The 15,506-nt window shown below is 62.4% G+C and carries 15 protein-coding genes; 5 read left to right on the top strand and 10 right to left on the bottom strand.

Annotated features, from left to right (window positions below):
* Nucleotides 1-612 precede the first annotated feature (612 nt).
* Together ndhC and PAN31117_RS04440 are read right to left on the bottom strand one after the other, a co-directional pair.
* The gene (ndhC, locus tag PAN31117_RS04445) at nucleotides 613-972 is read right to left on the bottom strand and encodes an NADH-quinone oxidoreductase subunit A (RefSeq protein ID WP_150737147.1); all 360 of its coding nucleotides are present in this window, start codon (nucleotides 970-972) and stop codon (nucleotides 613-615) included.
* A gap of 174 nt (nucleotides 973-1,146) precedes the next feature.
* A complete protein-coding gene (locus PAN31117_RS04440; RefSeq protein WP_039397911.1) occupies nucleotides 1,147-1,461 on the bottom strand; it encodes a DMT family transporter in 315 nt (104 codons plus the stop codon).
* A 204-nt stretch (nucleotides 1,462-1,665) separates the two neighbouring features.
* Between PAN31117_RS04440 and PAN31117_RS04435 the strand changes: the two genes are divergently transcribed.
* Nucleotides 1,666-2,307 carry a hypothetical protein gene (locus tag PAN31117_RS04435; RefSeq protein WP_150737146.1) on the top strand — a complete coding sequence of 214 codons (642 nt, stop codon included), beginning with the start codon at nucleotides 1,666-1,668 and terminating at the stop codon, nucleotides 2,305-2,307.
* Nucleotides 2,267-2,476: a plastocyanin/azurin family copper-binding protein gene (locus tag PAN31117_RS27780; RefSeq protein WP_150737145.1), complete on the top strand. Its 210-nt coding sequence runs from the start codon at nucleotides 2,267-2,269 to the stop codon at nucleotides 2,474-2,476. The genes PAN31117_RS04435 and PAN31117_RS27780 overlap by 41 nt, the downstream gene beginning before the upstream one ends.
* A 7-nt stretch (nucleotides 2,477-2,483) precedes the next feature.
* On the opposite strand, the gene PAN31117_RS04425 is transcribed toward PAN31117_RS27780, so the two are convergent.
* Nucleotides 2,484-3,389: a LysR family transcriptional regulator gene (locus PAN31117_RS04425; RefSeq protein ID WP_150737144.1), complete on the bottom strand. Its 906-nt coding sequence runs from the start codon at nucleotides 3,387-3,389 to the stop codon at nucleotides 2,484-2,486.
* 100 nt (nucleotides 3,390-3,489) lie between these two features.
* Between PAN31117_RS04425 and PAN31117_RS04420 the strand changes: the two genes are divergently transcribed.
* Nucleotides 3,490-5,073: an MFS transporter gene (locus tag PAN31117_RS04420; RefSeq protein WP_150737143.1), complete on the top strand. Its 1,584-nt coding sequence runs from the start codon at nucleotides 3,490-3,492 to the stop codon at nucleotides 5,071-5,073.
* A 28-nt stretch (nucleotides 5,074-5,101) separates the two neighbouring features.
* Here PAN31117_RS04420 and PAN31117_RS04415 read toward each other — a convergent pair whose 3' ends face one another.
* The 3 genes from PAN31117_RS04415 to PAN31117_RS04405 form a co-directional block, all read right to left on the bottom strand.
* Nucleotides 5,102-6,031, bottom strand: a complete 930-nt coding sequence (locus tag PAN31117_RS04415) for a pirin family protein (RefSeq protein ID WP_246188911.1) — start codon at nucleotides 6,029-6,031, stop codon at nucleotides 5,102-5,104.
* A 123-nt stretch (nucleotides 6,032-6,154) separates the two neighbouring features.
* Nucleotides 6,155-8,296, bottom strand: a complete 2,142-nt coding sequence (locus PAN31117_RS04410; RefSeq protein WP_150737142.1) for a TonB-dependent receptor — start codon at nucleotides 8,294-8,296, stop codon at nucleotides 6,155-6,157.
* Nucleotides 8,297-8,516: 220 nt separating this feature from the next.
* Nucleotides 8,517-8,912 carry a DUF2946 domain-containing protein gene (locus PAN31117_RS04405; RefSeq protein WP_150737141.1) on the bottom strand — a complete coding sequence of 132 codons (396 nt, stop codon included), beginning with the start codon at nucleotides 8,910-8,912 and terminating at the stop codon, nucleotides 8,517-8,519.
* Between the two features lie 360 nt (nucleotides 8,913-9,272).
* On the opposite strand from PAN31117_RS04405, the gene PAN31117_RS04400 reads away from it, so the two are divergent.
* Nucleotides 9,273-9,527 (top strand): ParD-like family protein, encoded by a 255-nt coding sequence (locus PAN31117_RS04400; protein ID WP_150574424.1) that lies wholly within the window; start codon nucleotides 9,273-9,275, stop codon nucleotides 9,525-9,527.
* Entirely contained in the window at nucleotides 9,527-10,366 is an 840-nt protein-coding gene (gene map / locus PAN31117_RS04395; protein ID WP_174990822.1) for a type I methionyl aminopeptidase, read from the top strand. The genes PAN31117_RS04400 and map overlap by 1 nt, the downstream gene beginning before the upstream one ends.
* 89 nt (nucleotides 10,367-10,455) lie before the next feature.
* Here the strand turns inward: map and PAN31117_RS04390 are convergent, their stop codons facing one another.
* The 4 genes from PAN31117_RS04390 to PAN31117_RS04375 all read right to left on the bottom strand — a co-directional run bounded on the left by PAN31117_RS04390 (nucleotide 10,456) and on the right by PAN31117_RS04375 (nucleotide 15,499).
* Entirely contained in the window at nucleotides 10,456-11,172 is a 717-nt protein-coding gene (locus tag PAN31117_RS04390; protein WP_150737140.1) for a hypothetical protein, read from the bottom strand.
* Between the two features lie 348 nt (nucleotides 11,173-11,520).
* On the bottom strand, nucleotides 11,521-12,636 hold the full coding sequence (locus PAN31117_RS04385; protein WP_174990820.1) for an HPP family protein: 1,116 nt from the start codon (nucleotides 12,634-12,636) through the stop codon (nucleotides 11,521-11,523).
* 362 nt (nucleotides 12,637-12,998) lie between these two features.
* Nucleotides 12,999-13,430 (bottom strand): RcnB family protein, encoded by a 432-nt coding sequence (locus PAN31117_RS04380; protein ID WP_150737138.1) that lies wholly within the window; start codon nucleotides 13,428-13,430, stop codon nucleotides 12,999-13,001.
* 521 nt (nucleotides 13,431-13,951) lie between these two features.
* Nucleotides 13,952-15,499 (bottom strand): efflux transporter outer membrane subunit, encoded by a 1,548-nt coding sequence (locus PAN31117_RS04375; protein WP_150737137.1) that lies wholly within the window; start codon nucleotides 15,497-15,499, stop codon nucleotides 13,952-13,954.
* Nucleotides 15,500-15,506 lie beyond the last annotated feature (7 nt).

The following is a 15,506-nucleotide window of genomic DNA, read 5'->3' as shown; positions in this document are numbered from 1 at the left end:
GCATGCTAACTACGTAGAGTCTGCACGCGTGCATGCAGGTCGTTCGTAGTCTTTGTCCTAGTTTTCATTGTCTTTATGCGACGGAGTGCATCCTCGTCGGGGTGGCGGAGCTCACTATTGGCGGTTGTTTTAGGAGAACCGGCAACGCTCAGGCCTCACGTTCGCGCCAGTCCCTTTCTCGCTACGCAACCCATCCGATCTCTCGCACCTTAGACTTTGTTCATGCATGGCAGTCCCCTGTCGTGTGTGTCGTGAGAGGAAGTGCTTGCCCCGGCATTGACGGATGCCGGGGTTTTTTTTATGTCCGGGGCGGTGTACGCGATTTGTCGGTCGCCTTTGGTCTTCTTCTTAGATTTCTTTCACGGGGCGACGCACGTTCTTGATCGTGCAAACCCGTCAAACCCGGGCGGGGCGGTGCTATCGACGGGATTCAATTTCATGATGTCGTCGTCAACACCGGTCCCCAAATTGCGTATATGACCCGCGAGTGATGTCGCTCACTACACTCGCTTTTGCATGGTCGCTCCTTCCCGTCCATGTAGTAGTCTTGGCCCCGGCGGTCTTGCCGTCGGGGCCATTTTTGCGTTATGTGTGGGCGTCAATCAGGTTCAATCACTCCCACTCAAACGCCTTCTTCTTCCATTCATAAGCGAAGCCGAGGACCAATACGCCGAGAAACGCGATCATCGCCATCAGGCTCACCATGCCTGCTTCGCGCAGTGAGACCGCCCAAGGGATGGTGAAGGCCAATTCAATGTCGAAGATGATGAAGAAGATTGCGACGCGATAAAAGCGGACGTCGAACTTCTTGCGGGCGTCGCCGAAGGCGTTGAATCCGCATTCGTAAGGAGAGTTCTTTGCGTCGTCAGGCCTGCTTGGCCGGATGGGTTTGCCTACGAAGAGTAAGCCCACCCCCATCAGCAATGCCACGACGAGAAAGAGAAGTGCCGGGTAGTATTCTGAGACGTCCATCAATCGATCCAATCAAAAGAAGCGCGCGCCGGTGGCAACGCAAACGTGCGAACGCATACCTTCGCACAAGCCAACCGGCGCATCGAAGCGCATCCCAAACCAAGTCGTAAGCACCACCAACACGAGACGCGCAAGCGCCGTGCCGGTTCGAAAGACTAAAAAAGAGGTTGTCGATTACGACGAGAGTTTCATGAGGATCAGGCCGCTGACGATCAACGTTGCTGCGGCGATGCGAGCGGTGCTGACGATTTCGCCAAGCGCGAAAATGCCGACGACAAATGCGCCAACGGCACCAATGCCAGTCCAGATCGTGTAAGCCGTACCTAGCGGAAGGGATTTCATGGAAACCGATAGCAAACCAAAGCTAGCGGCCATCGTCACGAGTGTGACTACAGACGGGATGAGCTTCGTGAAGCCGGCAGACTGCTTCATCGTGTAAGCCCAAAGGACTTCCAGAACACCTGCAAGCGTGAGATAGATCCAAGCCATACGGCTCTCCAAAAAAGAGCCGGGCCGTCCCGGAGTGTCTCGTCACAGGTGAGGTCGTCCTCACGGCCGTCACTATACGAGTTCAACCGATTCTGCGCAATGTCTCCACGGTTTATCCGAGATTGATGGGTAGGATCGCTGGCGACAGATGATCGGGATCGTCATTGGCATGTCGTCAGTGTGTCCTGAGTGGTCGGAGCAGCAATGGAGCACCCCGGAAGCCAGGATATGCGCGAGGCCATCGAACGCCTCGCCGCGGCAATGGACAAGTCCCGTAAGGAACTTGAAGGCCTTGCCAGACGCGACGTCGCACTGCGCGCACGGTATCGCACCTCAGTCGCACGCGTCGCAGAACGCGCCATTCCCGACCTTCGTCGCAGGACGCTGGAACAACTGCTCACCGACCATCGCCTCTTTGTCAACGAAGCGGTGCTCGACGTCTTCGCCCGAAATGGCGTCATGGCCCGAATACTCAACACGCGCCGGTATGCCGGGTCCGTAACCTCGCTGCGCGATAGTTTTTGCGACTACATCGGTCGCTCCGGTGCGTCCCCGTTTGCGTCAGCGCGTGCGGAAATCGCTGCGATCGAAGCCTTGATGGTGCGTGCCCGAACGGAAGAGGCCGATGCTGCCGGTGTGCTCGCCGGTATGCGCAGTGTCCTTGCCAACGACATTCAGATTCCCGACGAACTCGTTGCCGATATCCGGCTTGTCTGTCGTCCACGTTCCAGAAAGTCGGCCAGCGTAACGGCGTCCACTGACAGCGGCACAAGCGGTGTTGCCAGCGAGCTTTCGGGTATTCCGAATGCCGTCCGGCAGTTTGCGCTGTCTGCGGCTGTCGCCTAAAGAAAATGCCATCGGAGAAGCGACAGCGAAGACCGCGATGATCGGCGCCGGTAAGCGGACGTCAGTAACGTTCGACGCACCGAAGCTCTCGTGCGCTACCGCCGATACCTACTACTGTTCCCTCCCGGCCCACGCCGCGATGATGCGAGGCATGCTATCCATCGAATGACCGTGCCTCACCCAATCCGGAGCATCGGGATCTCCGTCGAAAGCGCGTCGATCGCACAGCGCGTTTTCGACGGCAGATAGGGTGACTTCGGCCACACCACGTGAATCGCTTGCGGACGCACTCCGCAACGGCTGCGCACCACCACCAGCCGTCCTGCCGAGGCATGCTTCTCCAGAAACCAGCACGGCAGATACACCAGCCCCAACCCGGCAATCCCCGCATCGGCAATCGCCTGAACATCGTCGAGACTGAGCTGACGGGTGATCTGCAACGCGTGCTCGATACCATCGTCGTCGCGCATGTGCCACTGCGCCATCGACCCGCTGCGCGAATACGAGATGCCGGTGTGGGCAGCGAAATCGTCCGGCTCGACGGGCATGCCGTGCTCCGCCAGATACGAAGGCGACGCACCGATGCTCATGTACTGTGTGCCGATGCGTCGGGCGTCAAGCGTGGCGTTATCGCGTAACTCGCCGATGCGCACCGCCAGATCGATGTTCTCCTCGATGAGATCGACGCTCCGGTCGGAAAACGAAATGTCGATTTGCAGCCTGGGATACTGACTCGCCAGCCCGAACAACACTGGCGCAACGCACTGATGACCGAACGCAATCGGCACGCTCACACGCAGTCGTCCGCGTGGCTCGCTCAGCCCGCTCTCGACCTCCGCCGCACCTGCATCGAGTTCGGCCAGTGCCCGCACGCAGCGCTCGTAATAGACACGTCCCGCTTCCGTGAGCGTATGACTGCGCGTCGTGCGATGAAGCAGACGCACCCCCAACCGCGCTTCCAGGCGGGAAATCACCTTGCCGATCGCCGAGCGCGTCAGATGCATGCGCTCCGCGGCGAGCGTAAAACTACCGGCTTCGATGACCTGAACGAAGACGGCCACGCCGTCGAGTTTATTCGTCATATTGGGTCTCTAGGGGCGCGTATTGTGGGAAGAAATGTCAGTAATCGGGAATCTTGTTCCCGATATATTACCTCTGACTTCATTCTCGTTCGCGAATCCCATGACACCCTCACGCGCGTCTCAAAACGCACTGGCGCTTGCCGCCGTCTGCCTGACATCGCTGATGTTCGGCCTTGAAATCTCCAGCGTGCCGACCATCCTGTCCACGCTGGAACGTGTACTGCCCGCGGATTTCCGGGAAATCCAATGGATCATGAATGCCTACACACTCGCCTGCACCACGGTTTTGATGGCGACAGGCTCGCTTGCCGACCGGTTCGGACGACGTCGCATCTACGTCATCAGCATCGTGGTGTTCGCGCTGACGTCGCTCGCCTGCGGGCTGGCGCAGAGCGCGCCGGTGCTCATCGTCAGCCGCTTCCTTCAGGGGATGGGCGGGGGCGCGATGCTGATCTGTCAGGTGGCGGTGCTCTCGCACCAGTTCCGCGAGGGACGCGAGCGCAGCAAGGCGTTCGGCGCATGGGGCATCATTTTCGGGATCGGTCTTGGCTTCGGCCCGATCATCGGCGGCATGATTGTTGCCGTGGCCGACTGGCAATGGGTCTTCCTCGTGCACGTGGTGCTGTCGATCGTCGCACTGGGGCTGGTGTTCGTCGGTGTGCAGGAATCTCGCGATCCGCACGCGAATTATCTCGACGTGCCGGGCATCGTCACGCTGTCGCTCGCCACGTTCGGTCTCGTGTACTTCATCACGCAAGGGCCGGATCTCGGCATGGGCAGTCCGCAGGCGCTCGGCATCGCAGCGGCGACGCTCGTCAGCTTCATCGCCTTTCTCTGGATCGAGAAGCGAAGCCCGCGGCCGATGTTCGACTTTTCCGTGTTCCGCATCCGCCGCTTCTCGGGCGCGATGTTCGGTTCGATGGGCATGAACTTCAGCTACTGGTCGTTCATGATCTATCTGCCGATCTACTTCCAGGGCGCGCTCGGTTACAGCAGCGTGAACGCGGGCCTGTCACTGCTGGCGTACACATTGCCGACGCTCGTGGTGCCGCCGTTCGCCGAGCGCCTGTCGCTGCGCATCGACGCCCGCCGCGTCATTCCCCTTGGTCTGTTCACCATCGGCCTTGGCTTCCTGCTGATGAAGATCGGCTCAGGCGTGGCCCACGCGAGCTGGCTCACGATGCTGCCCGGCAGTCTGCTTTGCGGCGTGGGCCTGGGCATGACGAATACGCCCGTCACCAACACCGCTACCGGCGCAGTGTCGGCCAATCGCGCGGGGATGGCGTCGGGGATCGACATGAGCGCGCGGCTGATCAGCCTCGCCATCAATATCGCGCTGATGGGATTCATCTTGCTCAAGGGCGTGAGTGCGTCGCTGGCAAACGCGTTGCCCGGCATCTTCGGCGGGGCGTCGCTGCGCACGCTTGCAGAGAAAGTGGCCGCAGGCAGTCTTGAACATCTCGCGCACAACAACGCGGCGCTCGCGGCGGCCGATCCACAAGGGCAGATCGTGCAAGCGGCGCTGGTGCACGGCTTCGGTTGGGTGATGGTGTACGGCGTGGTGGGAGCGTGGGTGCTCGCGCTGCTGAGCGTGTTGGCGTTCGGGGCGGGTGGTCGCGACGTCGAGCGTGGATGCGACGCGACGCAGGCCGCCACCGAGCGAGTGTGCGAGCCGACGCTATAACGTGCTTGGTCGCTACCCGCCACAGTGCTTATGCCTGCGTCCGGTAAGCCTTGAGCTGAGAAAAGGCCTCGTCGTCCAGCGAACCGAATTCGCCGCGCTGATAGGCCGACATCCGGTCGTTGAGCTGTTCGACGGTGTTCATGACGAAGGGGCCGTGTTTCGCCAACGGCTCGCCGAGCGCCGGTCCGGATAACACCACGAAATGGCAGTTCGGCCCGGCGTGCAAGGCGATACCGAGGACATCGGTCGTCGCGCGCTTGCTCAGGCCGACGGCAACCGCTTCGCCCGCGCCCAATGGCCGAGTCGTGCCGTCGGCATCGACCTGCAAATGCCCCGAGACCACGCAGACGGTGGCATTCCAGCCGCGCGGCAAATCGTGGTGGAAGCTGGTGCGATCTGTCAGGAAGCCGTCGAGCAACGTGAACGGTTGGGGAAGGTCGTCGTTCTTCTTCGCCGTCACCCCGTTGCTCGCCCCCAAAACCACCCGCACACGCACACCGGGCGACACGATTTCAGAAATCTGCGAGGGTTCGACGTCGAACGCATAGGGCGCGTCGTACTTCTGCGAAGCGGGCAAGTTGACGAAGATTTGCAGCGCATGCACGTCATGGCCTTCGCCTTCGGGCTGCTCGGTGTGCACTGCTCCGCGTCCGGCGGCGAACCAATGCAAAGCGCCGGGAACGATAGGGCCTTGGTTGCCGAGCGAGTCGTAGTTGACGTGCGCGCCGACGGCGTCCTCGAACATGTACGTCACCGCAGAAATTCCGGCATGCGGATGCGGCGCAAAGGTGGGGACCGTCATGTGGAAATGATCCAGCATGACGACCGGGTCCATCAGACCGTCGAACATCTGCTCGCCGAAATGCTTGGCGCGAAAGCCATCGCGAATGGTCATGTCGTGACCTCCCACGACTTCCGAAATCCGCACGAATTCGCTGCGATTGCCGACGTTGCTCATGTCATTTCCCCGCCTCTTGAATGGGGTCAATCATAGCGACGCGCGTTATCACGGAATATAGGCGGTTCGGTAACTCGAAGTTACGCAGACGGAACAATCGCGATGGCTAGTGTGGCTAATACCTCAGAACCGATAGCTCATCACCAGCTCCGCGCGACGGTCGTTGCCCAGCAGCCACTGCGTGTTGTTGTAGTAGGCCGTTTGTACATAGTGCCGGTTGAAGACGTTGTAGACGCGTCCGGTCAACGTGAGATCGCGTCGCGGCTTCCAAGCGAGCGCCAGATCGACGGTCGTGTAAGAAGGCAGTGTCAGCGTATTCGCGGTATCGGCGTAACGCTTTCCGACGTACTTCAGCCCGCCGCTGGCCGTCCACGCCTGTGCAAAGCGCCAGCTCAGCCACAGATTCGCCATCTGCTGAGGTACGTTCACCGGGATGTTGCCCGCCCGCGAGACTGACACACCGCCAACGCTTTCGTCGAACTGGTCGTACTTGGCGCGCAGCCATGTGCCGTTGGCGTCGATGCGCACGTCGCGCGTCAACTGCGCCCCCACGGTCAGTTCCACGCCACGCGACGACTGCTGGCCGACCTGGAGACTGAGCGACGGATTGAGCGGATCGACGGTGAGCAGATTGTTCTTTACGATGCGATAGACCGACAACGTGCCGTCCACACGGCCGTCGAGCCAATCCTGCTTCACCCCGAATTCGATCTGTTTGCCCGTTGCGAGATCGAACTTCGCTTTAGCCGGTGTGAGCGAGAGCAGTGAGGTGATGGGGTCGGCGGCCACCGAATACTGGCCGTAAACGCTTGTGTTGGCGGTCACGTCATAGACCGTGCCCACGCGCCAGCCGGTGTAGCTGAGGTCCTTGGAGATGGCGGTTCCGGCGATCAGATCGTCGCGGTTGATGCTGGCGTGGTCGTAGCGCACGCCGCCAATGACTGACCAGCGCGACGTGACCTTCAGACGGTTTTCGGCAAAGAACGCGTATTGGTTCGCCTGCGAACGATACTTGGGAAAGGTGCCAGCCACGTTGACGAAGTTGCCGGGATCGGGATTGTACAGGTCGACGAGCGACGTGCCCGAATAGGGCGAGTTGTTGGTGTGCTGGAACGTCGTGTGATTGAACTCGAAGCCCGCCGACACGGCGTTCTCCATGCCGAATAGGTGACCCTTGAGCGTCGCTGTCGTGACGTTGCCGATCTGTTCCTGATCGTGAAGGATCTCGGTGTAGCTGCTGCGCTGCACCAGGCCGATTGAGGGCACATAGTTGTAATACTCGGCGTCTTTCCAGTGGCGCTTGCTCTTCATGCGATACAGCGTACTGGTGATCGTGAGATTGTCGATGGGACGCCACGTGGCCCCCAGCGTGGCCCAACTGTCACGAAACGTGATGAGCGAATCGCCAACGTTGTAGTTCTTCTGATAAGTCGCCGGGTCGAGACGTCCGTTCACGAGCGGCACGCCGAAGTACTGCATCGGATGCTGATTGCCCTCGGCGAGCGTGGCCGTCACAGAAAAGCGCGGCGAGAAGTCGTACTTGATGGCGGCCGAAAACGACGCGTTGTGCGAGTTACCTCGGTCGACCCAGTTGTTCGAACTGTTCGCGCTCGCATCGAAGCGATAGGAGAGCTTGTCGGTGATCGCGCCGCCGCTGCCGAACGCCGCGCGGCCGGTCTTCTCGGTGCCGATGCCGAGCTGAATTTCGTTCTCGATGGGCATCTGCTCGGGCTTCTTCGGGACGATGTTGACCACACCGCCGATGGCGCCTTCGCCGTAGATGACCGAGGCCGGGCCGCGCAAGACCTCGATTCGCTCGACGGACCACGTGTCGAACGGGAACGTGACGCCAATCGCGCCGTACGGACGCACGCCGTCGTAAAGCTGTGTGACGGACGCGCTGCCGACGAAGCCGCGCGCGCCGAGTTCCGATCCGCCATTGCCCGGGTGGGGCGATGCGTTGATGCCGGTCGCGCGACTGACGGCGTCGACGATATTCGCATCGCCGCGTTCCACGAGTTGCTGCCGGTCGATGACCTCAACGCTCGCCGGTGTCTCCTTGATAGAGAGGCCGAGACGACTGCCGGTCTGCACCGGTTCGTCGAGCGGTTTCACGATGTCCGCTCGTACCTGCGTGGCGGGGAGTTCGACGTTTTGCGCGCCGTTGGCGTTTGCGTTGTTGCTGTTCTCGGCAGCGTGTGCGAGGGCGCACAGCGAGCCAATGGCCACCGCGATGGCGGTGCGCACTGGAATTGACGTTTTCATGACGCTGTCTGGTTATCGTTGTCGGGCACACGCGGGCCATACGTCGCCGGGGCCGTTGGGCGGCGATGGGTCGACGTGTGCAGGCCGCCGCCGGTCGGTGTGCGAAGGGCGTCAGCCGTGAAGATCGGAGTCGATGCAATGAGACGATCGAACGCGCCCGCCCGCGCATATACATCGCCATGGATACAGGCGACGCGGCGAGACGAACGAGTTGAGAGTGTCAGGCGTGCGGCGGGGCGCGCGACGGCGGGGTCAGACGTAGCGGCGTGCCGCTATCGGGCAGCGCTGGCGACGGAGTGAGGCGTGGTCCGCCGACACGTATGTCGGCCAGTGTCAGCGGGGAGGGCGGAAGGGACGGCGTGTGCGCGAGCAGCGAGCAATAGCCGCAGGCGGCGCTCGTCGCGTGCATGACTGGTGCGTGCCGACCCTGTGCCGCCGTTTCGTCGAGACTGGTACAGAACGCGCTGGACAGCGCGTCGTCGATGGACGACGGGTGCGCGCGCAGATACTGGCTGATCAGCGGTGCGCAAAGCAGCATCCACATGGCGGCGAGGCCGACCCATGCGATGCGTTTGCTGCGTGACCATACCGGCATGTTCAGGGCGCGCGGGGACAAGCCGCGTTCGTGACGACAAGCGGCGATGCTATCACGCAGCCAGATCCGACAATTCGTTGTCCAGGACAAATTCACGATGGACGCGACGCCTTGCGGCAATTTGTCGCGTGGTCACGGCCACGACCTCTGAGCGCGACTGGAATCGTTGAGTCTCGTTGAGCAAGGCAGTGAACCGTCCCCGTCAAAACGCTTGTCCGTTGGTTCAATCTGGGTGGCGACCACCATCGCACGGTCGAGGGGAGCGCAGGGGTTCGCCTGACACGGTGAGCCGGAGACGGATTTTGTGGCGCAGGCGAGACAATTCGGCGGCGGGCTGGTAATATACGTTTCGTAGCTATTTCGTATATAGGAACCCGCCCTATGGGTATCGTCAAGATATCGGAGCAGATGCATGAGGCGCTGCGCAATACCAGCGGCGCGCTCAGTCGCTCGATCAACGCGCAAGCCGAGCATTGGCTGCGCGTCGGCATGCTCGCCGAACTGAATCCCACGCTGAGTTACGGCGAGATCTGCCGTCGACTCATCGAATCCGATGGCGCGCCGGTCAGTGAGACCGGCGCTGCCGCTTCTCCAGCAACCGGTGCACCCGTCACCGTTATGAATAAGGTGGCCTAATGGTGCGCGAACGCGTTGTCATCCGCTCGAACGAAGAAATTGCCCTGTCGCGCCGCGCCGGGGAGATGGCCGCTCAAGTGCTTGCGATGATCGGTGAGCATGTGAGGCCCGGTGTCACGACCGATGAACTTGACCGTCTGTGTCACGACTTCATTGTCGGTGAACTGAAGGCAATCCCGGCCAACATCGGCTATCACGGGTATCCGAAGACGGTGTGCGCGTCGGTCAATCACGTGGTGTGCCACGGGATTCCGGGCGACAAGAAGCTGCACGACGGCGATATCGTGAACATCGACGTCGCCCTCATCAAGGACGGCTGGTTCGGCGACACGAGCCGCATGTATTACGCGGGCAAGCCGAGCATCATGGCCAAGCGTCTGGTCGACACGACCTACGAGGCGATGGTCGCAGGCATTCGCGCGGTGCGCCCCGGTGCGACGCTGGGCGATGTCGGCTACGCAATTCAGTCGGTCGCGCATCGCGAAGGCTTCAGCATCGTGCGCGATTACTGCGGGCATGGGATCGGCACGACGTATCACGATGATCCGCAGGTGCTGCATTACGGACGTCCGGGCACGGGCCTGACGTTGCGCCCGGGCATGATCTTCACCATCGAGCCGATGGTCAACGTCGGCAAGCCGGACACAAAGCAACTCGCGGACGGCTGGACCGTCGTCACGCGCGACCGCTCGCTCTCGGCACAGTGGGAGCACATGGTGGCCGTCACGGAGACGGGCTTTCAGGTGCTCACGCAATGGCCGGACGGGCTTGGCGAATATGCGCGCTACGGTGCGCTCGATGCTGGCGGTACGGCCGAGAAGGCGGCGAATGCGGCCTGATTGGCGGCGGCGTCGGCACGACGCAGGACGTCATTGAACTGAAAAACGGGGCGCAAAGTTTGCGCCCCGTTTCGTTATGCGTCGCGAGTTTACAAATCGTCCGGCGCGCCGTCCATCAGCAGCAATTGGTTGGCATAGCGGTGATATAGCCACCCGCCGACACCGCAAGCGACGGCGAGCCACGCGATCGAGAACACCGTTTTCAAGATCAAGGAGCCGAGTACCGCAATGGTGACTTCCGGCATGAATCTCAGCACCAGCGCCAGCAGCAGTGTGATCACGATGCCGGTGCCGAAGAGCGGCAGGAACGTTACGAATACGGTACCGAACATCGACCAGAAATGTCCACGCGAATCCTGCCACGCGGCGCCCCAGCGTTTGCTGCGTCCAACCGCAACCTGTGCATAAATGAGTGAGATGCGCGTGATGACGAAGACCGCCGCGCAAGCCATCAATGCGATGAACGTGGCGAGTAGGGGGTAGGAATGGCTGTTTCCGCTCATCCGCATGGCGAAGCCGATAATAAACGCGGGAATGAAAGCCGCGATCATCATGGCGATCACGAGTTGCAACGATAGCCAGATGTAACGCCACACATCGCGACCGAACCAGGGCGATTGCCGGGCGACGTCCGGGCCGAGGATGACATAGCGCAGGATGTGAACGGCAAGTACCGCGAGCGCGATCAGATTGACGAGTCCGACGCCAAGCGACAGAAGCGCGATGTTGAGGCGGTAAGTCGCATCGCCCCCTTGCGCGGCGGCGCTGGCGAGTTGCTTCAGCGAGATGCCGAGTGCGGACGACACGAGCACAACGAGAGCCACTATCAGAGTTAACAGTGGCCGATTGCGTAACGCATTAAAACCGTCGATCCATGCTCCTATGAAACACCGCTTGAGCGTTATCGGTTCCATGTTTCCCCCTGAGCGAATTTTTTGCTTCGGTCATCGAAGCTGTACGGCGTGACTGCGCTACTTCGACGCCATTCTTGCAGATCGGCCTACGGCTGACAATCTTGCAACGAGTCGTGCAATGGCGGGCGCTAGCGCCTGTTGTGGTGGGGCGACGGACGGGGTGCGCGACGTGCGCGGGGGGACGGGAGGATTCGGCCTGCGACGGCGGATCGACATCGCAGGCGACAGACGGCTGATGCTTCAGGCGTTCACGACCTTGCGCAGCACGTCGGCGTGCGTGACGACGCCCACGAGCCGGGCGGCGTCATCGAGCACAGGCAGTGTGCCGTGGCGTTGTGTCGAGAGGAGCGCGACCAGTTCGGAGAGCGGCATGCCTGCGGTGGCCGACTTGAGGTCGCCCTGCATCAGATCGCGAACGGCCGGGCGTTGGCCATTCCCCAACGACACGCCGAAGCGCGGCCAGTTCTGGCGGCGCGCACGCCGCGTGTGCAGATCGTGCCGCGTCAACAGTCCAATGACGCGTGCCTCCGAATCGACCACCGGCACGGCGTCCAGTCCATGACGTTGCAGCAGACGCCACGCGGCGGGCACCTCCTCATGCGCCTGTACCTTGGCAAGTGGCGGGGCCATCACGTCGGCCGCCGTCAGTTCCCGTGCGCGACGGGCGAAGGCTTCGCGTTGTGTGTCGCGCAGCAGGCTGGCCAGATCGTCGGCCGAGATGTCGAGCAGTTCGCTGCGGCGGGCGAGGGCCTTTTCTGCGTCTGCCGTCGTCACGGGAATCGCCTGCGCATTGACCGGACGCGCCGGTGCTTGCGCCTTCATCGCGTGCGGGTAACGGTGGCCGGTGATCGCGTGATAGCCGATGGCCGAGCCAAGCAGCATGACCGACTGAAGGGCAATCGGTTCAAGCACGAAGCCGTAGCCGAGCGCATGAACCGCCGGGCCGCCGAGCACTGCGGTTAGCGCCACCGCGCCTGACGGCGGGTGAACGCAGCGAAACGTGAACATCAGTGCGATGGACACACCGACCGCAGTCGCGGCGGCAATGACCGGCGTCGGAATAAACATGGCGCACGTCACGCCGACGACAGCCGCCACGAGATTGCCGCCGAGAATCGACCAGGGTTGCGCGAGAGGGCTGGCGGGCACGCCGAAGAGCAGAACGGCCGACGCGCCCATCGGGGCGACCAGCCAGGGGATGTAGGAGGCGGGACCTAGCAGCCACAGCATCAGACCACCGGTCACAGCGATACCGCATAGCGCGCCGATGCCTGCGCGCAGACGCTCGCGCCAGTGAACGGCCACCACGGCGGGCAGAAAACCCGCCATCCAATCCTTCACATCACGTCGTGTCATTGCCATGTCGTCCCGCTCCATCGAACGCACCTTTCTGGAGCGTCTTCTTGATATTTTGTGCATGATATATCGTATATCGATGAATTGGGGGCAGGAGCGCGTGATTTTAATGCTGCAACGCAGCGAAATCACCGTCCGGAGCCAGCGGGCATCAGGGCGGCGCGACAAATCGAGGAAAACGAGACGGAAAGGGCGTGAAGCTTGCTAAAGCAGGAGGGATTGGGCAAGGCGAATGACGGGAGCGGGCAGCGCACAAAAACGAAGTACCAACGAAATACGGCAGGGCGCGAGGCCCTGCCGTACGGCTGGCGAGTCAGCGGAAATTCACGACGCCGACGAGTGGCTAAGGCGTCGGTCGGCGATCAGCGCCCGCCTACGATCTGGACGATCACGCCCGAACCGTTGACCAGCAGGAAGTCGCCGCCCACACCAACCCAGTGGTGGCCGCGTTTCGGTGCGTCGAGATTGTACTGACGGTAGTCGTCGACGCGATATTGCGCATCGCGGTATTGCTGTGGCACGCGGTCGCCCTTGCGCCAGTCGGGATGCTGCCACGCGGAATCGTCGCCGGGGCCGCGTTGGGCCTGCGGGGGCGGTCCGCCGTGCGGACCCTTTTTCGGGCCGTGACCCGGAGGGCCACCGGGTTTGTCACCATGAGGGCCACCCGGCTGATGTACCGGCGGCGGGCCACCCATACCACCCTGAGGTGGCGGGCCGCCCTGTGCCAGGACGAGAGAAGAGGAAACCGCCAGACCGGCGGCGAGGCACAGCGACAGTGTCTTGCGCATCTTCATTATTTGCACTCCTTATCGTAGGGTCGAGGGACCGAACGCGGGGGAAGCATTCGAGATGACTTGCCAGCGACGGCCGACGCCTTTGCGCCGTTCGCATTGCGCACAAAACAGCGCAAATGGCGAAAACGAGGCCAAAAAGACGAAAGCCGTGCGTCCATCCTACCATCGCAGCGTAAAAAAAAGCCCGGACATGCCGGGTGTCGTTTGACATAGGGCATGCGCCGGGCAAGCAGGGACGCAGGGAAGAAACCTGTTGGATGGGACTCGACGGAGCGTGCGCACCGCACGAGGCGCATCGAGACCGGCGGCTCGCCAGGCACGCGTCGGGGGCAGGTCGGCGCGCCTCTCGTCTTGGGGGCACGAGCGCGGCCGCCGGTTCGATGCATCCATCAGGGCGCGACGCTCCCGGGGGGAAGAGCGCCGCGCCTGCTGCCGGGGCATGCCATCCAAAACGACATGCCCCGACCCTTCACGACGCGTTTCAGCGCGCCGCGATACCACTCAACTCACGAGGCCGCCACTCAGCGGGCCGCCACCGTTGCACCGGCCGCGTTCGCCGTGGGTACGGCCGCCGGTGCCCCATCGGCGGGCGTCTTGGGCAAATCGCCCCAGCCGCCGCCGAGCGCGCGGATCAGGTTGACGGTCGACACGGCTTGCGCACCGGCCAACTGAACAGCGCTGCGACGCGTTTGCAGCACCGTGCGCTCGGCGTCGATCACATCCAGATAGGCAATCGAGCCTTCCTGATACTGCGTGCGCGAGAGCTGCGCGGCGCGGCCTGAGGCCTTCACTGCATCGTCCTGTGCGCGCGTTTGCTGCGCGAGAAGACGCAGATTCGACAGGTTGTCTTCGACTTCCTGGAACGCCACGAGCACTTGCTGGCGGTAGTTCGCGACGTCTTCTTCGTACTGCGCACGGGCACGCGACAGATTGCCGCTACGTGCACCGCCATCGAAAATCGGCATCGAGAGCAGGCCGCCGACGACCGGACCCAGCAGGAACGTGCGGCTCGACCAGTTGAACAGATCGCCCAGCGTGGCGGCTTCGAATCCGCCCGAACCGGTCAGCGACAGCGACGGGAAGAACGCAGCCTTTGCGACACCGATGCGCGCATTCGCTGCGGCCATCGCACGCTCGGCGGCCGCGATGTCCGGGCGGCGCTCAAGCAATGCCGACGGCAGACCTGCGGGCACTTGCACTGTAACGGGGACGAGCGGCGAGGGTGCGAACGAGAACTCCGCCGGCGTCTTGCCGAGCAGAATCGCGAGGCTGTGCTCGGACGCGGCACGCAGACGGGCCACCGCCAACGCGTCAGACTGCGCCGTGGCCAGTTCGGCCTTGGCACGGGCGACGTCCAGCTCGCCGATGTCGCCTTCGGTGAAGCGCCGTTGCGCCAGCTTCAGCGCTTCTTCTCGCAACGTGACCGTCTGCGTGTACAGCGCCTGTTCGGCGTCGAGTTCGCGCAGATTGAAGTAGTTCTGCGCGACGTCGGCTTGCAGCGCGAGCTGCACCGATCGATACAACGCTTCGCTTTGTTCAGCGTCGGCGCGGGCGGCGGCGACGTTGTCCGACACACGACCGAACAGATCGACTTCGTAGCCGACGCTCGCTTGCGCGCGCCATAGCGTGTAGGGCGCGATGTTCGTGCCGTCCGGCTGCAACTGGGAGGCCGGAGAGATCTTCTGACGCGACGGGCCGAAGCCTGCATCGAGCGTTGGGAAGAGCGCCGCGCGGGCCTGACGCTGCACGCCACGTGCTTCCTGCACGCGGGCGGCGGCCGCCTTCAGGTTCTGGTTAGCGGACAACGCATCGGCTTCCAACTTGTCGAGCGTTGCGTCGCCGAACACCTTCCACCATTCGCCGCGCGCCAGTGCTTCCGACGGCTCAGCAGTCTTCCATGTGCCAGCTTCACCTGCTGGCAGTGCAGCTTCCTTGAAGGCCGTCGGCGTACCCTTGTCGGTCACCGTTGGCACTTCGTACGTGGGAGCCATCGAGCAGCCCGCGACCACCAGCAGGGTGGCGAGCAAACCCGAGACGCCCAGACTTCTTTTCATCCATTGCGCTTGCATGATTGGC

The sequence above is a fragment of the Pandoraea anapnoica genome, assembly GCF_902459765.1.
Taxonomy (GTDB): domain Bacteria; phylum Pseudomonadota; class Gammaproteobacteria; order Burkholderiales; family Burkholderiaceae; genus Pandoraea; species Pandoraea anapnoica.
The sequence above is the reverse complement of the archived record's forward strand: the minus strand, read 5'-3'. Positions and strand labels throughout refer to the sequence as shown.